Genomic DNA, 24,760 nt, shown 5'->3' on the forward strand with positions numbered 1-24,760 from the left:
CATTTTATATTATATATTAATAGTTTAATCAAGATGTTATTATAGAATCTGATTTTGCTTACGTTTGATATTGCAAAGTTATGGAATATGATTTATGAATACAAAAAAAGCATTGGACAATAGATATTATATAAATCGCTAATAACTAATGTATTAATATAAATAGGTATAGATTACCATTGGACAAATGGCAATTAAATCCTTTTATTATGAATAGATGTTAATGTAAGAAGGGATATTTCAGAATCTTTGAATAAAATCATCTAAAGAGATGTTTTTATCTGTAATGTTTAGTTTTTCTTGTTTGATTCTAAGTTTTCTTTTGCTAATTGCAGCTTTACTTCTGCAGTAGATATTGGCAAGGGTATTTAAATCTAATTGTATTTTTATTAAACAGCAGAACTGGATTTCATTTTTGTCGAGTAGTGGATATTCTTTCTTTAGTCTTACTGTAAATTGATCAAAAGTAGCATTAATATCTTTTTCCAGATTAGCAAAATCCTCATTAGAAAGTTTGATAACGAGATCGTTTGCTTTATTATTTAGAGATGGAATGTTGATAGCCACTAATCTGCGTAAAAAGTCTGCTTGTAGTGAAGATAGTTTTTCTTCTTTTTGAAGATTTTCTATAGCTTGCTGTTGTAGTTTATCTTTGGCTTGAGATATTTCTCTTTCTTGTTTTCGTATACGTTCACTCTTCTTTTTGTAGGTTATGAAGTAGCATAATCCTGTAATTAGTAACGCGAAAGCTGCAATTGCACTTATTTTATATACAAGAGAACTAATTTCTTCCATCTTTTTAGATAGTTCTTTGTTATTTTTCTGCAGTTTTTCGTTTTGAAATAGATTCTGCATTTTAATAATTGCCACGCTTTGGTTTTGATCTTCTATCGAATCTCTTAATAGTTCATAGGTTTTGATAAATTCTAACGCTTTAAGAATGTTCCCTTTTTTTTCATAAATTTCTCCCAGATAGCTATAACTGAGTGCTTTTGCATATATATATTGGTTTTTACTACTTAGGGTAAAATAATGGATAGCAGAATCATATTGTTGTATATCTTGAAAGATTACTCCTTTGATAATGTAATTGTTATATCGGTCAATTGAATCCTTTTCACATGCAATGGCCTCATTGCAGATTTTTAGTGCGGAAATATAATCTTTTTTATTTATATATGCATAACATATATCGTTTAAAGCAGAAGAGGTGGCTTTGGGATGTACTTTTTGAGCAATAGGGAATGCCTTTTCGAAAAAATAAAGTGCGCTATCGATTTGCTCTTTGGTAGAATAAGCATGTCCCAGATCTGCCAATGCATAATAAATAGACAGACTATCTTTAGAAATCTGTGCATAATTATATCCTCTCCATGCCTCTGTTAACTTATAATCAAATAATCCTTGTTTAGAGTAGATGTCGCACAAGTCATGGGAAATTTTGAATGCTAGATTGTAGTCATTTGCTTTTTCCGCAAAATCTCTTGCTTTTAATAAGTATTGAGCAGCTTCTTCTATGTTTCTTATTTCTTTACTGATAAGTGCAGTATAAAAATATGTTCTTGCTGTTAGTATCGGGTCAGATGTGTCTTTGGAAAAATAATCAAAAGCTTTAAAAACAAATGAGTCCGGAACTAAACTTTGAGCATTGTTATATTTTGCTTGAGCTACTAATAGGCACCATTTTGCATAATCCTTTGGGGACATATTTTCAGGATGCTGGATAGCTTTCAAATATGTCAGGGAACTATCAGGATAAAAATTTATTAGTTGGTCAGCCTTTGATAGATTGGGATGCGGATTGCAAGAAGTAAATATACTAATTACTCCCATAATAATTGTGATAAGTGTATCTTTCCTCATTCCCATTTATCAAGACTTAACAGACCTTACAAAAGTATGAGTAAAAATATAATTCTACAAGACTTTAAAGTGAATTTTATCTTGCAGCAGAAAGTAGGGCAGCTTTTACTAGTTATTTAGTATTTTGCCTGATATTTCTTATAAAAAATCAAGAATAAAGTAAATCCAATTAGAGCAAATGGTACACCCGCCAGAGCCGGATAACGGTATCCACCACTAACAGCCAGTCCGCCTGCATAAGCACCGATGGCATTTCCGAGATTGAATGCAACCTGCACGCAGGCTGCTCCCAGCATTTCTCCTCCCTTTGATACGCGGATAATTAATATCTGCTCCGGACTGGATACTGCGAACAGTCCTGCCGTACAAAGACACATCAACAGGGCTGCTGCCCATTTATAGGGAGAAAGGAAGAAAATGAGCAATAACATAATACAGATAAGTGCTTGAGCGGCAGTCCCTATTTTTCCGGGGGTGTAGCGGTCGGAGAGACGTCCGCTAATCAGGTTTCCCACTACCATACCGAAGCCGGCAAGGATCATTAAAGGCGTAATGCTTTCTGCGGAGAAGCCGGACACATTGGTAAGCATCGGATTGATGTAGCTATACCAGCAGAATACACCGCCATTACCTAGTGCCGTAGCACCGAGAATCAGCCACGGAGTCGGAGTTCTAAGAAAGCGGAATTGTCCTTTAAAGCCGGTATCTTTTAAGCCTTCTACATGCGGAACCCATCGCCAGATGTAATATAGGATAACAATTCCCCAGATACCGACCAGCAGGAAAGTGGCACGCCAGGAAAGCATGGTACTTAGGGAAGTGCCCAAAGGTACACCAAACAGGTTGGCAATGGTCATTCCTGCAATCATGATGGAGACGGCTTCCGAACCTTTACCCTTGTCGGCTAGTTTCTCTGCAACAATAGAGCCTACTCCGAAGTATGCACCATGAGGCAAGCCGGAGATAAAACGGGCAGCGAGCAACACCCAGTAATTGGGAGCCATAGCCGCACAGATATTACCTATCATAATTAAGGTAACTAATACTAACAGAATATGTTTTAGCGGATATTTGCGAGCCAGTGTCAATACAGGTGCACCGACACAGACGCCTAATGCATAAGCAGAAATGAAATGCCCTGCGGTAGGAATACTAATACCTAAATCTTTTGCCACATCGGGCAAAATTCCCATCATTACAAATTCGGCAATACCTAATCCCAGTGTGCCGAACGCCAATGCAATAAGACTCTTCTTCATACAAAACTTTACCTTAATACCTGTTACCTTTTTACCTTACTATTATTTGCCGCTTATTTGTTTTGGCTGCAAAGGTAAAACAAAATCTTTCAGGGTGAGTTCGATGAGATGGATTTTGATTTAAATCAAATTAGACAATGTTGGTGTAAGCTGATGACGGGAGATTTATGTAGTATATGTAAATTGTAGCCATTTACTTTCTTTCCAATTCTTGCAAATATTTGAAGAATTTGCAAGAATTAGCAAGAAAAGAATGTGATATTGAGAAATGTGTACTTGCTAAGTAATATCATTAATAGACTTATTGTTTCCTTATCCATTCAATGATATCTTTCAATACTTCCGGATTGATTGTTTCTTCCAACTGCCCGTATTCAGCCAATGTTCCTTTTTCGCAAGTCTGAAACAGATGATTTAAGTTCGGATAGGCTTTGACTGTTACATTTTTGTTTCCATTTCCGGTGATTCTTTCCTGAATGGCAGCAAGATTCATGGCGGCATCCACTTGAATATCCTTTTCTCCGTTCAGAGCCAGAACCGGACATTTTAGTTTCTTCAAATCCTGGGCCGGGTCATATCTCATAAAATGAAGATACCACGGAGAAGTCATCGAACTGATTTGTGCGGATAGTTGCTGGATGGTATTTAGGTCTTTCGATTGTTCGGGAGACATTGTTTTTGTAACGTCTGCATACAGTTCTTTCTGCAACTCTTCGGGAGTTTTGTCTGTTTGTTGCAGTATGGCATATCTGTTCCGTATCGAAGGCTTCATCCCTTGCCAGACGGCATCCGGCATTCCCTGGGATTTAGAGATTAACTCTACCTGCTTCAGCATCAGACTGTCGCCTCTCACGCCGGCTCCTGCCAATGAAACGACAAATGCAATGGATGGGTCCTTTTTGGCAACGATGAATGCAATGATTCCGCCTGCACTATGTCCGATAATTCCGATTTTCTTTGCATTTATTTCTTTTCTGCTGCGCAGATAATTCACCATTGCTTCCGTATCTGTGGCAAAATCCTCATTGGTAGCTGTTGCGTGAGTACCTTGTGAAGCGGCAGTACCCCTGTCATCACATCTAAGCACAGCAATTCCGTTTCGGGTCAGATAATCGGCGATGACAAAGAAAGGTTTGTGTCCCATGATTTCCTCATCCCGGTTCTGCGCACCGCTTCCCGTCACCATTACCACTGCCGGAAATTTAGTTCCTTTTTCGGGAAGAGTCAATGTTCCGGCAAGGTTAATACCATCGCGTTCATTCCTCACGGTGACTTCTTCACTTCTGTAAGGGAAAGGCGGTTGAGGCTCCTGCGGACGCTTGGGGCGGCTGGCTTCTCCCTTTTTCAAATTCAACGGAAGGGGCATCCCTTGCGTAAATATTCCGTTGATTGTGTTATCACTGTTCAGCTTTCCTTTGTACGAAGCATGAATCATAGGTATCTGGATAATTAAAGTTGAATCATTGAAAGAAGTGGTCTGTGTCTTGATACCGTTGGCTCCTTGGTCGGGACTGTCCAGTGTGGTCACATAAGCGCCTTGTTCCGTTTGACTGATGTGGAATACAATAGTCAGCGAACCGGTGGGAATGGAAAGTTTTCCGTGCCAAGTTCCCGAAATATCTTGGGCGGAAACAGAGGATGAGAAGAACACTCCGGCTAATAGTCCGGTAATGAATATAACGATGTAGGTAGCCTTAACTATTTTCATAAGCGAAAAATTAGGTTTAATCTTAATTGTGAATATAAGATATATACAAAGGTAACAATTTTCCTCATTATAAAAATAAGACATTACCTAATCTTGTCAGAATCCGGTAATATCTTATTTGGCTGTTCCTGTATACTATTACAGTTTTTATTGTTAAGCACAACCTCTATTCCAAACTATATAGCCTCCCTTAAAAAACGATGATTCTTAAAAAAGGAATATTTAATCATCGGAGAAGGACATAAATCGCAGTTTGGTAAAGAAAAGCCGGAAAATGCCATGCATTTGTAATTACGTGATTCTCTATTTTCGCTGTTTTGAGAATATACTAATCGAATTGTGATAGATTCTTGATTCTTTTTGTTATTTGGAGAGTAGATACCTGAATAACCAATCATTTTATTATTTTCTCCTTTCCAATATATTATGATAAACTAAGGAGAAAATATTTCTTAATAGTCCATTTTTATCTTCTTCACCGGAGAACGATAGCTTCCTCGGTGAGGAACAAGTCGATGCACACCGAGGAACACTTCGTTGGTTTTAAGGCAATGAACGGTTCCCGAATAGAGAAAGATGTATATCTTGTTTGGCTTTATGCAATATTAGACTGTTTTTTGTATGCTCATGCGTTTATTTATACAGTTTATTTTCTAGTTTGCTACTTTCTAACTGGCTATTTTCCTGTAGAATATTAAAAGTAGAACATTGACAGGCCTATGCTATTATTTCGAGTTAATTCATCACACGCATTTTCATACCTTATTTCTCTGGAATAGTTGCAGGATGGACATTTCTCCCCATTATTAAACATTTGTTCTACATAAATAAATAAGTGGTGGCTAAATTTGCATCGTTATTAACTACATAATATTATGAAAAAGATAATCTATCTAGTTCCTACGTTGTCTTTAGTAGGTTGTACCTCACAGCACGTAGAAGAAAAGCCGAATGTGATTGTGATTCTTGCCGATGATCTGGGATTTGGTGATGTCAGCGCTTACGGCTCTACTACGATTCATACTCCGAATATCGACAGTCTGGCTCATGGCGGAGTTTGTTTCATGAACGGATATGCCACTTCGGCAACTTCCACTCCCAGTCGTTACGCTTTGATGACCGGAATGTATCCGTGGAAAAATAAGGATGCAAAAATCCTGCCGGGAGATGCTCCTCTTATCATTAATGAAAATCAGTTTACCTTGCCGAAGATGATGCAGCAATGCGGGTATGTGACCGGAGCTATCGGAAAGTGGCATTTGGGGATGGGAGACGGCAATGTCAACTGGAACGAAACCGTCAAACCGGGTGCCAAAGAAATTGGTTTCGACTACTCTTGCCTGATTGCAGCAACCAACGACCGTGTCCCGACGGTTTACGTGGAAAACGGCGATGTAGTAGGACTCGATCCGGCCGATCCCATCGAAGTGAGTTACGAGCATAATTTTGAAGGCGAACCGACTGCCATTTCTCATCCGGAGATGCTGAAAATGCAGTGGGCACACGGACACAATAACTCTATAGTAAACGGAATTCCCCGTATCGGATATATGAAAGGCGGTCAGAAAGCCCGTTGGAAAGACGAGGATATGGCCGACTATTTTGTAGATAAGGTAAAGAACTTTGTGACTGAACACAAAAATGCTCCTTTCTTCCTGTATTATGGCTTGCACGAACCTCACGTACCTCGTGCTCCCCACCAGCGATTTGTGGGCAAAACAACGATGGGGCCTCGTGGCGATGCCATCGTTGAGGCAGACTGGTGTGTCGGCGAACTGCTTGCCCACTTGAAGAAAGAAGGATTGTTGGAAAAGACACTGATTATCTTCTCCAGTGATAACGGGCCGGTTCTGAATGACGGTTACAAAGACGGTGCTCCCGAACTGGCAGGCGATCACCTTCCTGCAGGAGGTCTGCGCGGAGGTAAATATAGTTTGTTCGACGGTGGTACGCATATTCCTTTGTTTGTTTATTGGAAAGGAAAGATTCAGCCGGTTGTGTCCGATGCACTGGTTTGCCAGGTAGATATTCTTGCTTCTCTGGGGTCGATGATACATGCCGATTTGCCGGAAGGTTTGGATAGTCGGAACTATCTGGATGCTTTCTTCGGAAAAGAGCAGACTGCCCGCAAGGATGTAGTGTTGGAAGCGCAAGGACGTATGGCTTATCGTTCGGGCGACTGGATTATGATGCCTCCTTATAAAGGTTCCGAACGCAACCTGACCGGAAATGAATTGGGTAACTTGGGTGAATACGGTTTATTCAATGTAAAAGCCGACCGAACTCAATACCAGAATATGGCGGCACAACAGCCCGAACTTCTGGACTCCCTGAAGCAGAATTTCTTTGCTGAAGTGGATGGTTATTATCGCAGCGAAGTAGAAGAAGAACCATTAAAATAAGGTCAAATGTTTATTCTGAACATAAATCCCGTTGATAAAACAATCGTTCTATTCTACCGGGATTTATTTCTCTACCTTTGTTCTGTTCGATGTCGGACAATTAACCTTGAAGTATGTATATGAAAATGAAAGCTTTTTTAATGTTTGTATTGCTGTTCTTATGTTCGATGGGAACAAAGGCGCAGGATTTGGGGGCGAACTATAATGAAAATATAGATTACCCGATTACGGAAATAGAGATGTTGAAACAGTCGAAAGTGAGTTGGGTGAGAGGATTTGTCAATATCCCCAATCTGTTTCTTCAGAATGAAAACGGGAAGATTGTTGGTGTGAAAGAAAATGCCATCAGGACACATATTCCTACATTGAAATTTATTCAGGCCAAGAAAGCGTTGGGCGACCGTGTGAAATTCATCTTGAGTCTGAAAATACCTTTTGAATTATATACCGATACGGTTCCCAAAGTAGGAACTAAGGAGATGGAGTACATATTTCAGGCAACGGAAATATTACTGAAAACCTATGATATGGCGAAGAATATTGAAATACTTGTCATGGGTAACGAGCCGGAATGGGAGAATGCGTTGGATACCGATCTCTGTCATGCGGATGGTGAAGATTATCGGGCATTTCTGAATGAGTTTGCCAATCGGCTGACTACTTGGAAACAGGCTAATGGCTGGACATTTGATATTTATGCCGGAGCATTGAACCGTGTTTCCGAGTTGCCGAAGAGCGAAACGGTACCTGCAGTAGTCTCTGTGGTTAATAACAATCCTAATGTTGTAGGGCTCGACTTGCACGTTCACGCATTGAAAATCAACCAGGCGGAAGATGATTTTCGGATTATCCGTGATAAGTACGGCGTAACAAAAAAGCTGATTTGCACGGAATTCTCTATGGTGCGTGCTTTAAATCCTCATGTGGCGGATGCGCTGGGAGAATGGGGAACCAAGCATGGTTATACGGCCGGGATGAAAATTTACGAATATCTTAATCTGATAGCCGAAAAAGCTAACGCCGGTACACCGGTGAGTGCAACCGAGTTCAAGAGCCTTTTTGAGAGTTATTCCTGGTATCCGAAGAATTGGTATAAGACTTTTTATGAAGTATTCAAGAAATATGATACGTATGCCATTACCGGACGTTTTAGTGTGGTTCCCGGTGGAGCGAGAGCTGTTTACGATGCGAAGACTGAAATGTGGGAACTTGGAGGAATTTATTTTTCCCGTTATTTAGGACTGGATGCAGACGGATTCTACAATCCCAATCCATTGTTATATCCTGATTTTATTGCTGCCCGGGATGGATTGGCAGTTTCCAGCCTTGTCGGAGGACAACGGGAATTGTTCATAAGTTGGGGTAATGGAGCCGATAAAACAGGTATATTGTCAGTAACAGATGAAGAGGGAACAGAGGTGGTGCGTCGATCGCTTGATTCGGAGAATGACTATACATTGGTTGAAAATCTTGTTCCCGGAACGACTTATCATGTAGCATTGCTGAAATCGGATGATGCCGTGTTGTGGAAGGATGATGTTAAGACCAAGTCTGTAACAGGAGAGTTTCCTTTGTTGAAATATCAACAAGTGGATGGATATATGTTGGTACAACTATTAAATTTGCCGGATGATGTCTCATCTTATAAAGTAAAGCTGGATGGACAGGAAATCAATATAGTGAATAAGAACCTGAACGGACAAATACTTACCGCCGAAGTGACTTATAAGGATGGATCGGTAGAAATGTTGTCGACAACTATTAGAAAGTAATTATCTTAAATTTATTCGCTTATGAAAGTAATATATGTAGTGTTGGCATGTTTGTTGGCTTTCACCTCTTGTGCGGAGACGGAATATGCCGAAAACGGGGTTGATAAGAAAAATATAACAGGATATACCGAAGTTGGGTTTTATAGTTTGGATGGAATTTGTACTTTTACAGAGCAGGAACAACTTCAGGCTGCAATTAATCCTAAACGGTTGACTTATCGCCTGCAAAATTCGGATCAAAGCAAATACATTCATGTGAAGTTTGACGGGAAGCCTACGGCTGTCGGTCAAAAGATAAAGACTGAATTCTCATTCCAAGGAGTTTCTTTCCTCAAAGAAGGGATGGAGATGGAGGTAGTTCGTATAGATGGAGATAAAGTTTGGTTGTCAGGAGATAACGTCGGTATGGTAATCCCTGTTTTTTAATAATTAAAAGAAAGATATTATGAAAAGATACATTCCTGTTGTAGCGTCATTAATGGCGTTTTCGTTGATATCATGTGGTGAAGTCATGGATCTGACACAGCCGGAAAAGGCTGAAGTTACCTATTCCAATATTACCTTGTCGCTTTATCAGACAGGCAAATATGATTTATATCTGGATGAGCCGGAATACCAATATAACATTATGGTGGAGAAAAGCCATTGCGAAAAAGAAGCAAAGGCGGAATTGGCTGTTGTCGATGCCAAAGAGTTTGGTGAAGAATATCACCTCTTACCTGTGGAATATTATGATCTGGATGGAAGTAATTTTAATTTTAAGGGGGACGATGTCCTGCGTATGGTAAATTTGCGCTTCCATGATTTAGGTACGCTTGACGGATCAAAGAAATACGTTCTCGGTTTGAAACTGGTTTCCGACGATCTTGCAGTCAATCAAGAGAAAAGTACAATGACTTTCTTCCTGCAACAGAAACAGGGAGAAATCGACAACCCTTATACCTTGACGACAACGAACGACCTGATAACTCTCGGAGAGAAACTCAAAGATGGTAAGACGATCTATGCCAAGATAGAGAATGATATTGATTTGCAAGGTGTAGACTGGCAACCGATAGAGACCTCGGTTTCCAAACAACTTGTATTGGATGGAGGCGGACATACGATTCGTAATCTGAAAGTAAATACTTCCTCTTCTGTTAATCAGGGATTCTTTGGATTGTTGGTTGGTAAGTGTTCTAATATAAACTTTGAAAATGCGCAGATTACAGCCAATACAAAGATGGCAGGCATCCTTGCCGGACAGGTGGGAGCTGCTACTTCTCCGGGTATCGTGGAGAATGTTCGGGTATCCGGTACGATTTCTTTAACTTCGGGAACGGGAGCGGCTGCCTGGGATAACGGTCAGGCTGGTGGTATCTGTGCAAGACTTCATGGTGCAGATAGTAAAATTCATCAGTGTACATCGGCAACGGATATTACTGCCGTATGGTGCGCCGGCGGTATTTGTGGGGAAACGAGAGGCGGAGCAACGATCTCTCAATGCTCTTCCACTGGGGATATTGTGACTGAATCATGTGTAGGAGGCATTGTTGGGCGTATGTTATATTCTATCGTTACGCAGTGTTATTCTTCAGGTCTTGCACAAGCTTTCCCGATGAAAGTGGCGAATCCTGCGGGTGGTATTGCCGGATTTGTAGATCCTAGTCCGACAGCTGTGATCTCTTATTGTTATTCCGATTGCGAGATTTCCGCTCAAAATCAGGTAGGCGGTATTATGGGATTTGCTAACAAGGCGACAGGAATCACCGTAACACATTGTGTGGCTTGGAACCAGAAATTATTCTCTAACGGTGCACCTAAGTCGGGAAGAATTTGCGGACGCTTTAACAAGAATGAGGCTAATAATTGCTATGCGAATCCAAATATGGAATGTCGTTTCTCTGCCAATACGCCCGCTATCGTAGACGAAGAAATACCCGATTACGGAGCACAAACATTTGGTGCCGACCGTTACAATGGTCTTTCTACGATGAGTACCCCGATAGATGCTGCCAAGGCTCTTTCTTGGGATGAAGCAATATGGAATCTCGCAGGGGAGAAACCCGGTTTGGTTTGGATGTTAGATTGAAATTTTGTAGATGAGATAAAGATCAGATATAGAATAAAATAGGTATGAAAAAACATAAAATGACAAAAAGACTTATTCTCGCATTAGGAATCATTGGTTTGTCTGTCACTGGGGTACGAGCTGATTCGGTTAATGAGAAGGAGATTACTTATGCCGATCCTACAATTTATGTGGAGAACGGCAAGTATTACCTCACCGGCACACGCAATCAGGAACCACAGGGCTTTGCTATCCTCGAATCGACCGATCTGGAGCATTGGACGGTGCCTGATGACACTTCTCTACAACTGATTCTGCGGAAAGGAGATCAAACGTATGGTGAAAAAGGCTTCTGGGCACCTCAATACTTTAAGGATAAAAGAACTTATTATTTCACTTATACCGCTAATGAGCAAACAGTAATTGCTTCCTCAAAATCGGTGTTCGGTCCTTTCCGGCAGAAGGAAGTCAAGCCGATAGACGCTTCCGCTAAGAATATAGACTCTTTCCTATTTAAGGATGATGATGGGAAGTACTACCTATATCATGTCCGCTTTAATAAAGGTAATTACCTTTGGGTAGCCGAGTTTGACATAAAGAAAGGAAGTATCAAACCGGAAACATTGAAACAATGTATGGACTGTACGGAGCCTTGGGAAAAGACTCCGAACTATAAGTCTGCACCGGTGATGGAAGGGCCGACTGTTATGAAGTGGGACGGGGTATATTATCTTTTCTATTCTGCCAATCATTTTATGAATATCGACTATTCGGTAGGCTATGCTACTGCTTCTTCCCCTTTCGGTCCGTGGAAGAAGCACCCGAACAGTCCGATCATTCATCGCAGCCTCGTAGGAGAAAACGGATCAGGACATGGAGATGTATTTAAAGGGCTGGATGGAAAATATTACTATGTTTACCACGTTCATCGTTCGGATTCCACCGTGTCTCCTCGTAAAACACGTATTGTTCCGCTCATCCTGAAGAAAGGAAACGATGGCATATACAATATCACCGTAGACAAAGAGCACGTCATAAAGCCAATGTGGAAATGATTTGTTCAGAAATGTAGTAGAGAAATCTATTTTGCACATTTGTACGGGTTTTAAGGAGATTCTTCCCTTTCATTTGAAGATTTTCCCGCTTAATTTGTGTCTTGAGATAAAGAATTTGTTAACAGTTAAAAATAATGTTTATGAAAAGAGACAGACTTTATTTTTCTTTCTTATGTCTTTGTTGCTTTTTGTTTTGTGCGCTGGACGTGCAGGCACAACAAGACTATTGGAAGGGACAAGTGAAGGATGCAGTATCCGGTGAACCGATGATTGGCGTCAGTGTTCGCGTGAAAGGTACGGGAAGCGGTACGATTACTGATTTTGACGGTAATTTTACTGTGAAGGCATCAAAAGGAGACATACTTGTCATTTCTTATGTGGGTTATAAAACTCTGGAACTGGATTTAAAGAATAAAACGACTTTAGGCGTAATCTCTTTAGGAGAAGATACGGAGACCCTGGAAGAAGTGGTAGTGGTTGGATACGGTGTACAGAAAAAGGTGTCCAGTGTCGGTTCCATTGCTACTGCAAAAGGAGATGATTTATTAAAGATAGGTAGCGTGAACTCCGTTTCCGAAGCCTTGCAAGGTCAGATGCCGGGTGTGGTTGCTATCAATTCCACTTCAAAGCCGGGAGCCGATAAAGCTTCTTTGTTGATTCGTGGTAAGTCCACTTGGGGAGAAGCTGCTCCGTTAGTATTGGTGGACGGTATCGAACGTGACTTCAACGATGTCGATGTGAACGAAATTGAATCTATTTCCGTACTGAAAGACGCTTCGGCAACTGCGGTTTACGGTGTGAAAGGTGCGAACGGCGTTATCTTGCTGACAACCAAACGCGGACTCGAACAGAAACCGGAAATCTCATTCACTGCTAACTTCGGTTTTAAACAACCTTCTGCCGCTCCTGAATGGTCTGACTATGTGACCTCTATGAAACAGTATAACAGGGCACAGGCTAATGATGGTAACTGGGGAGCAATGGTTCCCGAATCTACCATTACCGCATGGGAAAATGCGTATGCTACCGGAAATTACGGTCCGTATAACGATGTCTTTCCCGAAGTGGACTGGTGGAAAGAACTGGTAAAGAATGTAGGTTATGAACAGGCTTATAATCTTAATGTACGCGGTGGTACGAAGAAAATGAGTTATTTCGTATCCTTGGGTTATTTGCATGACGGAGATATTTTTAATACTACCAAACAAGAGGATTTCGATCCTTCCTTCTCCTACCGTCGCTATAACTGGCGTAGTAATTTCGATTTCAATATAACAAGTACCACTAAACTGTCGTTCAATGTGGCCGGTAAGATGGGTTATCAGAACCAACCGTCTTATTATGAGAATGTCGATTCTCCGGATGAACGCTTTTTTAAAACGTTTTTCACGGCTCCAAGTAATGAATTTCCGATTAAATATAGTAATGGAATATGGGGAGACGGGTTAAGCTCCGATCAGAATATAGCCTGTCTGATGAATGAAGGAGGTAGTCGTAATATTAAACAGCATCAAGGTTTTTACGATGTAATCCTGAATCAAAAGCTGGACTTCATTACAAAGGGGTTATCATTGAAAGCATCGTTGTCTTACACTACTTCTTCATCATGGACCACCCAGATCATGCCGGGTAAGATTTTAGGTAAAGACGATTTGGTTGCCCAACGTACGCATATTCGTATGAATCGTGTGTATGATTACGCCAATCCTATTTATAATGCTGACGGAACAATTACTTATAATTATACCGAGAAACGCTATCCGGATGAGAACGCTCCCGGAGATTTGCCTGTTGGTGGTGTTTATGACGGCTTCAAGGCTTACGGGCGTAAACTTTATTACGAATTAGCATTGAATTACAACCGCCAGTTTGGCGATCACGATGTAAGTGCCTTGTTTGTGTTTAACCGTAAGATGAACGAATCGACAAATCAGAATGTGATGAACTTCCCGGCTTACGAAGAAGATTGGGTAGGTCGTGTCACTTACAACTTCAAAGAGCGTTATCTTGCCGAGTTTAACGGTGCCTATACCGGTTCGGAGAAGTTTGCTCCAGGACGTCGTTTTGGTTTCTTCCCGTCCGCTTCTATCGGTTGGCGTATCAGTGAAGAGCCTTGGGTAAAGAAACTGACCAAAGGAGTACTGACTAATTTGAAAGTACGTTATTCGTATGGGGTAGTTGGTAATGATAAAGGTGCCACACGTTTCAATTATATTCAGAAGTTTGAGCAATTATCTGCCAATGCAGAGTTTGGTAAATATCAGACCAGTAACTGGGGACCTCTGTACAAAGAAGGAAAGCTGGCCGACCCTGATGCTACTTGGGAAGAGTCTGTTAAACAGAATATCGGTATCGAAATAGGTTTGTGGGGTAAACTGAACTTTACTGTGGACTTGTTCGATGAAAAGCGTAATAACATTCTGATGACGCGTAACACGATTCCGTCATGGGCCGATAGTGGTATTGCTTTCCCGCAAGTAAACTTGGGTAAGACTAAAAATCACGGTCTTGAGTTGGATGTTACTTGGAATGACCGTATTGGAAAATTTAATTATTACGCGAAGTTTAATTTTGCAACCAGTGAGAATCGTATTGTCTTTATTGATGATCCGAAAAATCAGAGCGAATATCTGAAACAAGCCGGAAAATCAATCGGATACGTGAATAAATATCTGGCAACGGGAAACTTCCAGTCGTTGGACGATATTTATAACTCGGCACAGTCCACTATTGCCAATGGTGCACACAACACATTGATTCCGGGAGACTTGTACTACATCGATTATAATGGAGACGGTATGATTGATGCTAAGGATATGGTTCCGATGAAAAACCTGAACTATCCGACCACTACCCTCGGATTTACATTGGGAGGTTCTTACAAAGGAATCGGATTCAATATGTTGTGGTACAGTGCTATGGATGTTTATAAAGAAGCAATACCATCTTACTTATGGGATTTCCCGGAAGGTAATATCAAGGCTCAACCGAATACATTGAATACATGGACAGCCGATGCTCCGATTCAAAGCGGTCCGGTTCGCCCCAGTATTCATGTTCAGAGAAGTTATAATTCGGTGGCCAGTACATACACATATACCAACCATGCTTATCTTCGTTTGAAGAACCTGGAAGTGAATTATCAGATTCCGAAACGTTGGTTGCAGCCTTTACGTCTGACAAAACTGCAAGTATATGTCAACGGCAGCAATTTGCTGACGTTCTCAAAAGGAGATTCCCGTCGTGACCCCGAACATTCGGGACAGAATGTTTATCCGATGGTGAGACGTTATAACATTGGTTTTAGATTAGGATTATGAGACACTTTAAATTTACTGATATGAGAAGACATAAGTTGAATTGGATATGGATCATTCTGTTGGGTCTGTTTGTAGGAAGCTGTGAGGACTATCTGGACCGCTCTCCCGATGACGGACTTTCCGAAGATGATGTTTATAAAGATTATAGCAGTTTGTTAGGGTTCATGGACCGTATCTTTCAAAATGGTGATATATTAATCTTTACACATGGTATCAACTCTTATTCGAATACATATGTAACGGTAGGTAATTTGTCGGATGAATATGCATCCGTCCGCGATAATGATCCGTCGAAGTTTGTCAATGCAGGTAACTGGCTGGAGAATGCTAGTACACGTTTCGAAATCGGAAGTAAAAGTGATGGAGCGAATTTCAAAAGTGCTATTTCTCGTGCTTATACCGGACTTCGTATCGTGAACCGTGTAATTAGTGGAGTAGATCAAGTGAAATCCATCACAGACGACCAAAGGAGAAAACTGTTGGGACAGGCTCATTTCCTGCGTGCCTACTTCTATTTTGAGATTATCAAACGATATGGCGGAATGCCCATCTTTGACCAGCTTTGGGGAGCATCGGACGACTTTGACTTTCCCCGTAAAACTTATCAGGAATCCAATGCTTGGATGCAGACTGACTTGGATAAAGCCATTGAATATTTACCTATAAGCTGGCCTGACGAGGAACATGGACGGCCTGACAGAGTAAGCGCCATGGCATTAAAAGCGATGACACAGCTGTATGCTGCCAGCCCTTTGATGCAGAATGACCTGAATTCTATTGAAAACAAAGGATATGGAAAAGACATGGCTGCCGAAGCTGCCCGTAGTGCGCAAAAGGCGATCAATGCTATTGAAAGTCACGAATATTATCGCCTGATGAATCATGACGAATATCGTAGTATTCAATTAATGCCTAATTCCAATCAATTCGCACAGCCGGAATATTTATGGTTCCTGCGTTGGCATCATGGCAACTGGTCTGCTTTCGTCAGAGCGCAATGGCTGACACAACCATACGATAATAAAACCGGTGCCGAAGGTACTCCTTATAATGCTCCGACACAAAATGCGGTAGATATGTACGAACGCAAGGGAGCCGACGGTAAATACTATCCGATCACTGATCCGCGTTCCGGTTATGATGCGGTAAAGACTACCAATCCTTACTCGGATAGAGACCCTCGCTTCACGAATAATATCCTCGTGCCCGGTGAGCAATGGGGGAAGAATTTACAGGGTGTTCCCTATTATCTGACTACTTATTCGGGCGGTTACTCCGAGAACTTCATTTCTACCAATCAGTTTACGAGAGGCTCTCAACAGACCGGATATATGTGTAAGAAGTTCATTTGGCCGGAAGCAAGTGTGCCTTTGTTTGGCGAAGCTGGTTTCCAATTATATCGTTTGGTGGCTGTGTACATTCGTGTTTCGCAAGTTTATCTGGATATGGCAGAGGCTTCATACGAGGCGACAGGTGATCCGGATGCAGTCGTTACGGGTTGTACGATGTCGGCCCGTCAGGCTTTGAATAAAATCCGTGTAAGAGCCGGAATTGGCGAACTACCGGATGGAGTTGACTTTAGAGAAGCTTATCGTCGGGAACGTGGTGTGGAATTGATGTTCGAAGGACATCGCTGGTATGATATCCGCCGTTGGATGATTGCTGAAGACCTGTTTAAGGGTGAATATCCGATCATGGGCGTCAAAGCAACCCCGATCAATCATTCTTATACGGCCGACCAGTTGAAAGTGGAAAAAGCCTGCACTTATAAGTTGACCGACTTTACTTACGAGTATGTTCCGGTGAGGACAGCCGTGCGGACGTTTAACAAGCGTAATTATTGGTATCCGCTGCCGATGGATGAAGTGGCGGCTTTGGATAATCTTCAACAGAACCCCGGATGGTGATACCTATAAATAAAGAAAAGTATATGAGAAACAAGATTAGATATATAAGACTGATAGGGCTCATATTTGTCCTTATCGTTGGCTCTAGCCTGACTTTCGCACAAAATAAATCAAAGAGAAAGTCGGCGAAGAAGCCTTTGGTGGAAGTAGTTTCTATTGTTACCGACGAGAAAGGTAGCCCGTTGAAGAATGTTTCTATCATTTGTGGAGAAGGCGCAGTCGTTCTATATACAGATGCAAAGGGACGTTTTCAGACGAAGGTCGAGAATGACGCAACCGTTATGGTGGAGGCTTTGGGATATGAAGATAAAGTGTATAAGCTGACAGGCAGCAATATCGTTCCTGAAAAGATTGTATTGAAGAAAGAGCCTCTGTTTCTGACCGAAGAATCGCTGGTGAATAGAGCCGATGGTGGCAAGACGTATAAAGGGAATGAAGTAGGCGCAACGAGCGTACTGGAGAACGGACAGTTCGGAACCTTCCCTGATTTGACGCTGACGAATATGCTGCAAGGTAAAATGTTAGGTCTGCAAGTTCGCTCCACAGTCAGCGGATTGGGGAACAATACGCCTGATTTATTTATCCGTGGCCAGCATGGCATGTCGGAAAATACAGCTATCGTTATCATCGATGGTGTGGAACGTCCGGCAGCGGATTTGATTCCTGAAGAAATCGAACGTATCGAGTTGCTGAAAGATGCCACCGCCAAGATTCTTTATGGGGCACGTGCTGCGAATGGCGTACTTTGGGTGACTACCCGCAGAGGAAAGGCCAACCGCCGCATTTATAACGCAACCGCCGAAGCAGGTGTGGTACAGATGACGCGGACTCCTGATTTCCTGAATTCTTATCAGTATGCTAATCTGTATAATGAAGCGCGTGCAAACGACGGACTGACTCCTTACTATAATCAGAAACAACTGGAAGGATATAAAAATTCCAAAGGAGCCAATGACCTATTGTATCCGAACGTCGATCTGTACGATCAGTTGTTGAACAAAAATGCCAACTATCGGAAAGTATCGTTCGATATGACGGGAGGTACCGACAGAGTGCGTTATGCTCTGATTGCCGGATATGTAGGAGGTAGCGGATTTGAAGATGTCACCTATACTCCGCAGTTACATCGCCTGACTCTCCGCGGAAACCTCGATTTTAATGTAACGGATTTCCTGACTATATCCGCAGACGTTGCCGGACGTATGGAAATGCGTAAATGGGGACAATTGGACTGTGGTCAGGTATTTACGGCCTTGTCTACGCATCGTCCGAATGAATACCCGCTGACTATGTCACCGGAAGAAACCGGACTGGCCAGCTCGGACGGAATTCCTTTGTTTGGCGCAAGTCTGTTGCGTCCGATGAATGCATACGCGGAAACGATGTACGGAGGATATACGGATGAGCGTTATACACGCAGCCAGACCAATATCGGTTTGAAATTTGATCTTGATATGCTGACAAAAGGATTGAAAGCCGGTGCTTTCCTTTCTTTCGACAACTATGATTACCTGCAACTCTCTTTGAGCAAAGTCTATCCTACGTATGCCATCAAGACATATCGTGACTTTGCCGGTGAGGAACAAATTATGTACACCCAGATGAAGAAAACAGATGTAGCCACTTCACAAAGCCGGAAGTCGACTACCTTGCAACAGACATTGGGTTGGAATGCTTTTGCCGGTTATGAGAATACATTCAACCAAAAACACGATGTATCGGCACGCCTGACTTATATGTACTCGAAAACAACGAATCAGGGAGTGACCCAGGACATCATCAATGCAAACTACGCATTGCGTCTGAACTATATGTATGACCGCCGTTATGCTGTGGAAGCGGATATGGCATTGATGGGAAGCAACCGTTTCAAACCGGGAAATAAATACTTCTTCTCGGCAGCAGGCGGGCTTGCCTGGATTCTAAGCAATGAAGATTTCCTGAAAGACAATGAATACGTGAACTTCCTGAAACTGAAAACCAGTGCCGGTATATTGGGCTATGACAGAAGCACCGAACATTTATTGTATGAACGTGCCTGGTCGCAAGACGGCAGCTTCCGGTTCGGAACAACGAACAACGGTGCTACGGCTTACTATTCCACTTTTGTCCGTGCGGGCAATCCGAACCTGAAATGGGAAAAGGCAGCAGAATGGAACACCGGTGTGGAGGGCCTGTTCCTGAACAACCGCTTATATACCGAAATAAACTATTTCCGTGAGAAACATACGGACATCATTGGTTCTGTTGATGCCTCTTACGGGGATTATACTGGCAACTTTACCTACCAGGATAACATGGGCTCCGTCTTGAATCATGGTATAGAAGGAATGTTCACCTGGAGCGACCGTATCAACGACTGGTCTTATTCGGTAGGAGCCAATTTCGTATGGTCAAAGAATAAAGTATTGAAATGGAACCAGGTGAAACATGGTGAAGAATACCGTTATACAGTGGGGCGTTCTACCGATGCTATGATGGGACTGGTTGCCGAAGGATTATTTGGCAAAGATGTAGCCATCAACGGACATGCCCCCCAGACGTTTGCCGATTATCAGGAAGGCGACATCGCCTACAAAGACCTGAACGGCGATAAGATCATTGACGGTCGTGACGTAAAGGAACTCGGAAACTCATTCCCACGTACTACATTGGGCATCGATTTCAATGTAAGTTACAAAGGCTGGGGATTGTATCTTCAGGGATATTCCGAACTGGGCGTTCACACTTGGGCAACAAATGCTTATTATTGGAACAATGGAGAAGGTAAATACTCTAAACTGGCATTAGATCGTTATCATCCGGCAAACAATCCGACCGGAAGTTATCCGCGCCTGACAACCACTGCCGGTGAGAACAATTTCCGCAATTCTTCTTTCTGGTTGAAGAATACAAGCTTCTTCCGTATGAAGAATGTTGAATTGAGCTACACGTTCAATCAGTTCTCCCCAAGTTCGGTAGTGAAGAAGATGAAGGTTTTCGCTCGTGGTGCAAACTTGTTTGTGCTTTCTTCCGTGAAAGATTTGGATCCTGAATTGCTGAATGCCGGTGTGACAAACTACCCGGTGACACGTACTTTTACAGGCGGAGTCTCTTTTGTATTTTAATTTTGAACAATTAATAGATGGCAATATGAAACATATATTAGGAAGTTGCGTTTTAGCAGGTCTGTTTCTCTTTTGTGCTTGTGACGACACATTGGATACAAAGGTGACATGGCAGATCGGAGACTCTGATACCTGGAGAGTGCCGGAACTTGCTCAAGGCGTACTATATAAAGCTTATAATGGCATAGCCAACCGTCCGGATTGTTTTGAAGATAACTTTCTGGATTGTGCTACCGATAATGCAGTGACTAATCTGCGCAGCTCTTCTGTCTATAAATTAAATATGGGTGGGATGACAGCGTTTAACAACCCGATCGGAAATTGGAGCAATGCGTACAACATGCTGAACTATGTAAACTCTTTCCTCGAAAACGGCTTGACCGACCAGGTGCAGTACAACCGTACCGACCCGGAAGTGGACAAGCAAATCAAGCTGCGTCTGGAAGGTGAATCGTATTTCCTGCGTGCATGGTGGCATTTTGAGCTATTGAAGATGTACGGCGGAAAGGCGAAGAATGGAAAAGCGTTGGGTATTCCGTTGGCAGATCATTTTATTTCGCAGGATGAGGCCGCGCAGAATGGTGAATTTCTTCGTCCTACTTATCAGGCAACAGTCGATTTTATCGTTAACGATTTGGATAATGCCATCGAGTTATTACCGAATGTGTATCAGGGAGATGACCTGGAGTTTGGTAATACACAAATCGGTCGTGCCACGAAAGCGGCGGCAGCTGTTCTGAAAAGTCGTGCGCTTTTATATAGCGCAAGCCCTGCCATGCAGGATGATGATGTGACGAAGATCACTGGCATGGGACAATTCGAAATACTGAACCCTACGGTTTATCAGGCAAAATGGGAAGCGGTAGCCAAAGAGATCAATAAAATTCTGGGCATGGAAGGTTTCGGAACTTATGTTCCTGTTACGGCTTCGTCCATTGCCGATGTTCAGACGGAAAGTTCCGATTATGCTTTCCGCAGATATTTTAATAATAACCTATTGGAAGGTTACCATTTCCCGCCATTCTACTACGGAAGTGCCCGTGCCACTCCTTCTCATAATCTGGTAAAGGCTTTTTATGCGAAGAATGGTTATCCGGCAACCGATGTCCGTTCCGGTGTCGATCTGTCTGATCCTGATTTCGATCTGACGCAGCTTTATGCCGTACTGGATAATCGCTTTGCACTGAATGTCTACTATCATAGTGCTACATTTGGCGATTCCGGTCAGCCGTTGGATATGTCCGAGGGTGGAAAAGATTCTCCTTCGTTTAGTGAGAATGCTACACGTACGGGTTATTACCTGGCTAAATTCGTTTCCAAGAAATCGGCTATGCTGAATCCGATTCAGACCTTAAACTCGGTTCATTACAATCCTTTGTTACGGAAATCGGAAGTTCTTCTTAACTTTGCCGAAGCTGCCAATGAGGCTTGGGGCAACCCGACAGTGAAAGCCGAAGGATGTCTGTATTCTGCATACGAAATATTGAAAACAATCCGTTCGCAAGCCGGGGGTATCAATTTTGATCTTTATCTGGATGAAATGGCTCAAAGTAAGGACTCGTTCAGAAAGCTGATTCAGAACGAACGTCGCTTGGAATTTACTTTCGAGAATCATCGTTATTTTGATATGCGTCGTTGGGTATTACCGTTGAACGAAGAGGTGGAGGGTGTTGCCGTTACCCGCAATGAAGATGGCACATTCAGCTTCAAAGTACAGAAAGTGGAACAACGGAAATATGAAGTGAAAAACTATTTCATGCCATTACCGTATGCAGAGCTGGAAAAGAATAAGAATCTAATGAATAATCAGGGTTGGGAATAACGTGCTGTTGATATAAATACTTATTTACAATGAAAAGACTAAATATATTATGGATAGGGCTGATAAGCGTTCTGATGACTGCTTGTTATGACGATTATGAAAAGGACTACGATAAGAGTTCTGTGTACTTTGCTTCGCAAAAACCTCTGCGGACACTGGTAGCCGATACAGATATGTCGATAAAGGTAGGAGTGGCTATTGGCGGTAAAAGAGAGGTGCATACCGATGATTGGGCTACGTTTGAGATCGATCCGTCTTTACTGGATGGTACGGGCTTGACACTGATGCCGGAAAACTATTATCAGTTGGCTAATCCGAACAAGATGACAATTAGCAATCCGAATCTGGCAATAGCAGATGTGAAAGTGACTTTCTCCGATGCTTTCTATGAAGACAATGCTGCTTTGAACAAGCACTATGCAATCCCTTTCCGGTTGGTCGATCATAATCAGGATGAAATTAGTACTGATGTGAATGGCAATTTGAAGGATTACAGTATTGTAGTTGTCAAATTTGTCAGCCAGTATCATGGTACCTACTTTGTGAAAGGAAAAGTTACCAATTTGTCTACCCAGCAGGTTACTGAATATAGTAACAAGGATTTGAGTCAGAATATGACCCGTGACTTTGTTTCGTTAGGTAGAAACAAAGTACGCAGACCGGGTTTCGGAAACACATTGGAAAACAATGAGTCGGTGAATCTGACAGTCAATCCGGATGGAAGCGTCAATATTGAAGCCGGAGGAAGTGTCGCTATCACGGATGCATCCGCCACATTAGATCCTGCAGCCGAATCATTGGAATTTGTAGGGAAACAGCCTAAGTTTACCCTTTCTTATAAGTACACGAAAGGTGGCGTCACTTATCAGGTTGACGAGGAACTGATTCGTCGTCAGAATCCGGAAGCTGATTTACGCTTCCAGGAATGGTAGAATAGGTATTAGTCGATTATAGGTGTCTATCTGTCGCCGGTAATTAGCTGAATCAACGATGTTGCAGGCTGATTACCGGTGATGTTTTTAGACATTCTGTTAGGTTTATATCGCTTAAATTAGCTTACGATCTACTTTAGAATAGATTTTCCTTTTTCTGTTATCATCCAATAACCTATCTTTTTCGAGCCTTTTCGAATAATGCAGCCATTCACTTTTAAGTTGCGAAATGCTCTCTTGATCGTAGCACTGGAAACAGATAAAGATATGGCTAGATTATCATATGTTGACTGATTATCTTTTACTATCAATTTTAATATATCTTTTTCTAATGATGATAGTTTTAAAGGGTCATTTAAAGGGTCATTTAAAGGGTCATTTAAAGGGTCATCGTTCTTAATTATGTTGGGTCTATATATGATAAGTGTAACGCCACCGGCTTCATTTATAAACTCCGGTTTGCGGAGCCCTGCTTTCGTCATACCCTCATAAATTTTATGAATACCTCGTCCCCATGATTCAATAAATCCAGCACGGTAAAAAGTTTCGGCGATAAGGCGATTCCGGGGTTGTGAAGCGTGGTCACCTAATAATTGTTCGATAGTCATACCTTCGGGAAGTGTCCCCGGATTCCAAAGACGGATGCGGTCATTATACACTTTCATTTGTATATGTACTCCCGTGTACAACTTATGCACAATACTATTGAATAAACTCTCCCGCAATGCATCTTCTGGAATTTCTAAAGGTTCAATACGCTGCAATCCTTCATAATGGACAGGTGAAATGAGATACTTGGATTTCAATACTTCTATCACGCGATCGGTCATCTGAATGATATTTCCATCTACTACATCTTGAAACATCAGGTCGGCTTCATCACGACCAAACCTCCCAATACGAAATTGCACACTGGTGAAAAACTTTGCAGGATTTTTGCCGAATAGAAGTAAAGCAGCATTGCGCAACTTACCTTCCCCACCGATAAGATTCAGATTAGAGAGTACTTTTTCCGTAGTTTCATTCAATGAATCTACAGGCATACGTCCGGCATCGACGGCTTTACGCAAAAAGAAATCAATAGCTTGGCGGTCGATGTCATCCAATGTAGCTCTTTCGTTTTCAATATCATCCCACGAATGCCCCATTTTGCGAAGCAAAAACTGTTGCAAGGCTGCACCTTTCAACTCCTGTTTGGTAGAACCGCTACGATAATGATATATACCGTGATAAGCGATAGGCAAATTACACGGTTGCACGGCAATCTCGATGTAGTCTTTATCCTCTTTATGCAAAAGATTTACATCAGCTACAATGCCCAGATAGTTAACAATCTTATTAGGAATGTCTTCCATCAGTCGTTTGGTGTCTGCTACACCAACCACTTGTTGGTTATCGTCTATACCGATATAGATACGTCCACCTTGTGCATTTGCAAAACCACAAATCCACTTTAGATATTCGTCTCTCCACGATTCCTTATATTCAATATTCTGACTTTCACTCATAATTACTACAAAGTTACGTATTCTTTTTCAAACTTTGTAGAGTATAAGGAGATTT

14 protein-coding genes are annotated in these 24,760 nt (G+C 42.0%); 10 read left to right on the forward strand and 4 right to left on the reverse strand.

Features of this window, described 5'->3' with window-relative positions; all coding sequences use genetic code 11:
• Nucleotides 1-240: 240 nt before the first annotated feature.
• From AB5217_RS02715 to AB5217_RS02725, 3 genes are all read right to left on the reverse strand, one after another.
• Nucleotides 241-1,869 carry a hypothetical protein gene (locus AB5217_RS02715; protein ID WP_004298660.1) on the reverse strand — a complete coding sequence of 543 codons (1,629 nt, stop codon included), beginning with the start codon at nt 1,867-1,869 and terminating at the stop codon, nt 241-243.
• Between the two features lie 110 nt (nt 1,870-1,979).
• A complete protein-coding gene (gene araJ, locus AB5217_RS02720) occupies nt 1,980-3,122 on the reverse strand; it encodes an MFS transporter AraJ (protein WP_032846493.1) in 1,143 nt (380 codons plus the stop codon).
• Nucleotides 3,123-3,423: 301 nt separating this feature from the next.
• A complete protein-coding gene (locus tag AB5217_RS02725) occupies nt 3,424-4,830 on the reverse strand; it encodes an alpha/beta hydrolase family protein (RefSeq protein ID WP_070782593.1) in 1,407 nt (468 codons plus the stop codon).
• An 875-nt stretch (nt 4,831-5,705) separates the two neighbouring features.
• Between AB5217_RS02725 and AB5217_RS02730 the strand changes: the two genes are divergently transcribed.
• The 10 genes from AB5217_RS02730 to AB5217_RS02775 all read left to right on the forward strand — a co-directional run bounded on the left by AB5217_RS02730 (nt 5,706) and on the right by AB5217_RS02775 (nt 23,197).
• A complete protein-coding gene (locus AB5217_RS02730) occupies nt 5,706-7,232 on the forward strand; it encodes a sulfatase-like hydrolase/transferase (protein WP_032846968.1) in 1,527 nt (508 codons plus the stop codon).
• Nucleotides 7,233-7,345: 113 nt separating this feature from the next.
• Entirely contained in the window at nt 7,346-9,004 is a 1,659-nt protein-coding gene (locus tag AB5217_RS02735) for a hypothetical protein (RefSeq protein ID WP_032846966.1), read from the forward strand.
• 21 nt (nt 9,005-9,025) lie between these two features.
• Entirely contained in the window at nt 9,026-9,430 is a 405-nt protein-coding gene (locus AB5217_RS02740) for a hypothetical protein (RefSeq protein WP_032846964.1), read from the forward strand.
• A 19-nt stretch (nt 9,431-9,449) separates the two neighbouring features.
• Nucleotides 9,450-11,075: a DUF1735 domain-containing protein gene (locus tag AB5217_RS02745; RefSeq protein ID WP_032846961.1), complete on the forward strand. Its 1,626-nt coding sequence runs from the start codon at nt 9,450-9,452 to the stop codon at nt 11,073-11,075.
• A gap of 44 nt (nt 11,076-11,119) precedes the next feature.
• Nucleotides 11,120-12,109 carry a glycoside hydrolase family 43 protein gene (locus AB5217_RS02750; RefSeq protein WP_032846959.1) on the forward strand — a complete coding sequence of 330 codons (990 nt, stop codon included), beginning with the start codon at nt 11,120-11,122 and terminating at the stop codon, nt 12,107-12,109.
• Nucleotides 12,110-12,249: 140 nt separating this feature from the next.
• Nucleotides 12,250-15,429: a SusC/RagA family TonB-linked outer membrane protein gene (locus AB5217_RS02755; RefSeq protein WP_032846976.1), complete on the forward strand. Its 3,180-nt coding sequence runs from the start codon at nt 12,250-12,252 to the stop codon at nt 15,427-15,429.
• 20 nt (nt 15,430-15,449) lie between these two features.
• A complete protein-coding gene (locus AB5217_RS02760; RefSeq protein ID WP_368112624.1) occupies nt 15,450-17,336 on the forward strand; it encodes a RagB/SusD family nutrient uptake outer membrane protein in 1,887 nt (628 codons plus the stop codon).
• 23 nt (nt 17,337-17,359) lie between these two features.
• Nucleotides 17,360-20,443, forward strand: coding sequence for a SusC/RagA family TonB-linked outer membrane protein (locus AB5217_RS02765; RefSeq protein ID WP_368112623.1), 3,084 nt, complete (start codon nt 17,360-17,362; stop codon nt 20,441-20,443).
• Nucleotides 20,444-20,468: 25 nt separating this feature from the next.
• The gene (locus tag AB5217_RS02770; protein ID WP_004302774.1) at nt 20,469-22,265 is read left to right on the forward strand and encodes a RagB/SusD family nutrient uptake outer membrane protein; all 1,797 of its coding nucleotides are present in this window, start codon (nt 20,469-20,471) and stop codon (nt 22,263-22,265) included.
• A gap of 29 nt (nt 22,266-22,294) precedes the next feature.
• Nucleotides 22,295-23,197 carry a BT_3987 domain-containing protein gene (locus tag AB5217_RS02775; RefSeq protein ID WP_004302773.1) on the forward strand — a complete coding sequence of 301 codons (903 nt, stop codon included), beginning with the start codon at nt 22,295-22,297 and terminating at the stop codon, nt 23,195-23,197.
• Between the two features lie 131 nt (nt 23,198-23,328).
• On the opposite strand, the gene AB5217_RS02780 is transcribed toward AB5217_RS02775, so the two are convergent.
• Nucleotides 23,329-24,705 (reverse strand): ATP-binding protein, encoded by a 1,377-nt coding sequence (locus AB5217_RS02780; protein ID WP_032846957.1) that lies wholly within the window; start codon nt 24,703-24,705, stop codon nt 23,329-23,331.
• Nucleotides 24,706-24,760 lie beyond the last annotated feature (55 nt).

The sequence above is a fragment of the Bacteroides sp. MSSM.1001136sp1_RTP21357st2_D2_RTP21359_211015 genome (assembly GCF_040913205.1).
GTDB lineage: Bacteria > Bacteroidota > Bacteroidia > Bacteroidales > Bacteroidaceae > Bacteroides > Bacteroides ovatus.

Excerpts from the sequence above, each read along its gene's own strand:
- AB5217_RS02745 (WP_032846961.1), top strand. The coding sequence starts at position 9,450 with ATGAAAAGATACATTCCTGTTGTAGCGTCATTAATGGCGTTTTCGTTG.
- AB5217_RS02730 (WP_032846968.1), top strand. The coding sequence starts at position 5,706 with ATGAAAAAGATAATCTATCTAGTTCCTACGTTGTCTTTAGTAGGTTGT.
- AB5217_RS02780 (WP_032846957.1), bottom strand. The coding sequence starts at position 24,705 with ATGAGTGAAAGTCAGAATATTGAATATAAGGAATCGTGGAGAGACGAA.
- AB5217_RS02755 (WP_032846976.1), top strand. The coding sequence starts at position 12,250 with ATGAAAAGAGACAGACTTTATTTTTCTTTCTTATGTCTTTGTTGCTTT.
- AB5217_RS02725 (WP_070782593.1), bottom strand. The coding sequence starts at position 4,830 with ATGAAAATAGTTAAGGCTACCTACATCGTTATATTCATTACCGGACTA.
- AB5217_RS02770 (WP_004302774.1), top strand. The coding sequence starts at position 20,469 with ATGAAACATATATTAGGAAGTTGCGTTTTAGCAGGTCTGTTTCTCTTT.
- AB5217_RS02740 (WP_032846964.1), top strand. The coding sequence starts at position 9,026 with ATGAAAGTAATATATGTAGTGTTGGCATGTTTGTTGGCTTTCACCTCT.
- AB5217_RS02775 (WP_004302773.1), top strand. The coding sequence starts at position 22,295 with ATGAAAAGACTAAATATATTATGGATAGGGCTGATAAGCGTTCTGATG.
- AB5217_RS02765 (WP_368112623.1), top strand. The coding sequence starts at position 17,360 with ATGAGAAACAAGATTAGATATATAAGACTGATAGGGCTCATATTTGTC.
- AB5217_RS02715 (WP_004298660.1), bottom strand. The coding sequence starts at position 1,869 with ATGGGAATGAGGAAAGATACACTTATCACAATTATTATGGGAGTAATT.
- AB5217_RS02735 (WP_032846966.1), top strand. The coding sequence starts at position 7,346 with ATGTATATGAAAATGAAAGCTTTTTTAATGTTTGTATTGCTGTTCTTA.
- araJ (WP_032846493.1), bottom strand. The coding sequence starts at position 3,122 with ATGAAGAAGAGTCTTATTGCATTGGCGTTCGGCACACTGGGATTAGGT.
- AB5217_RS02760 (WP_368112624.1), top strand. The coding sequence starts at position 15,450 with ATGAGAAGACATAAGTTGAATTGGATATGGATCATTCTGTTGGGTCTG.
- AB5217_RS02750 (WP_032846959.1), top strand. The coding sequence starts at position 11,120 with ATGAAAAAACATAAAATGACAAAAAGACTTATTCTCGCATTAGGAATC.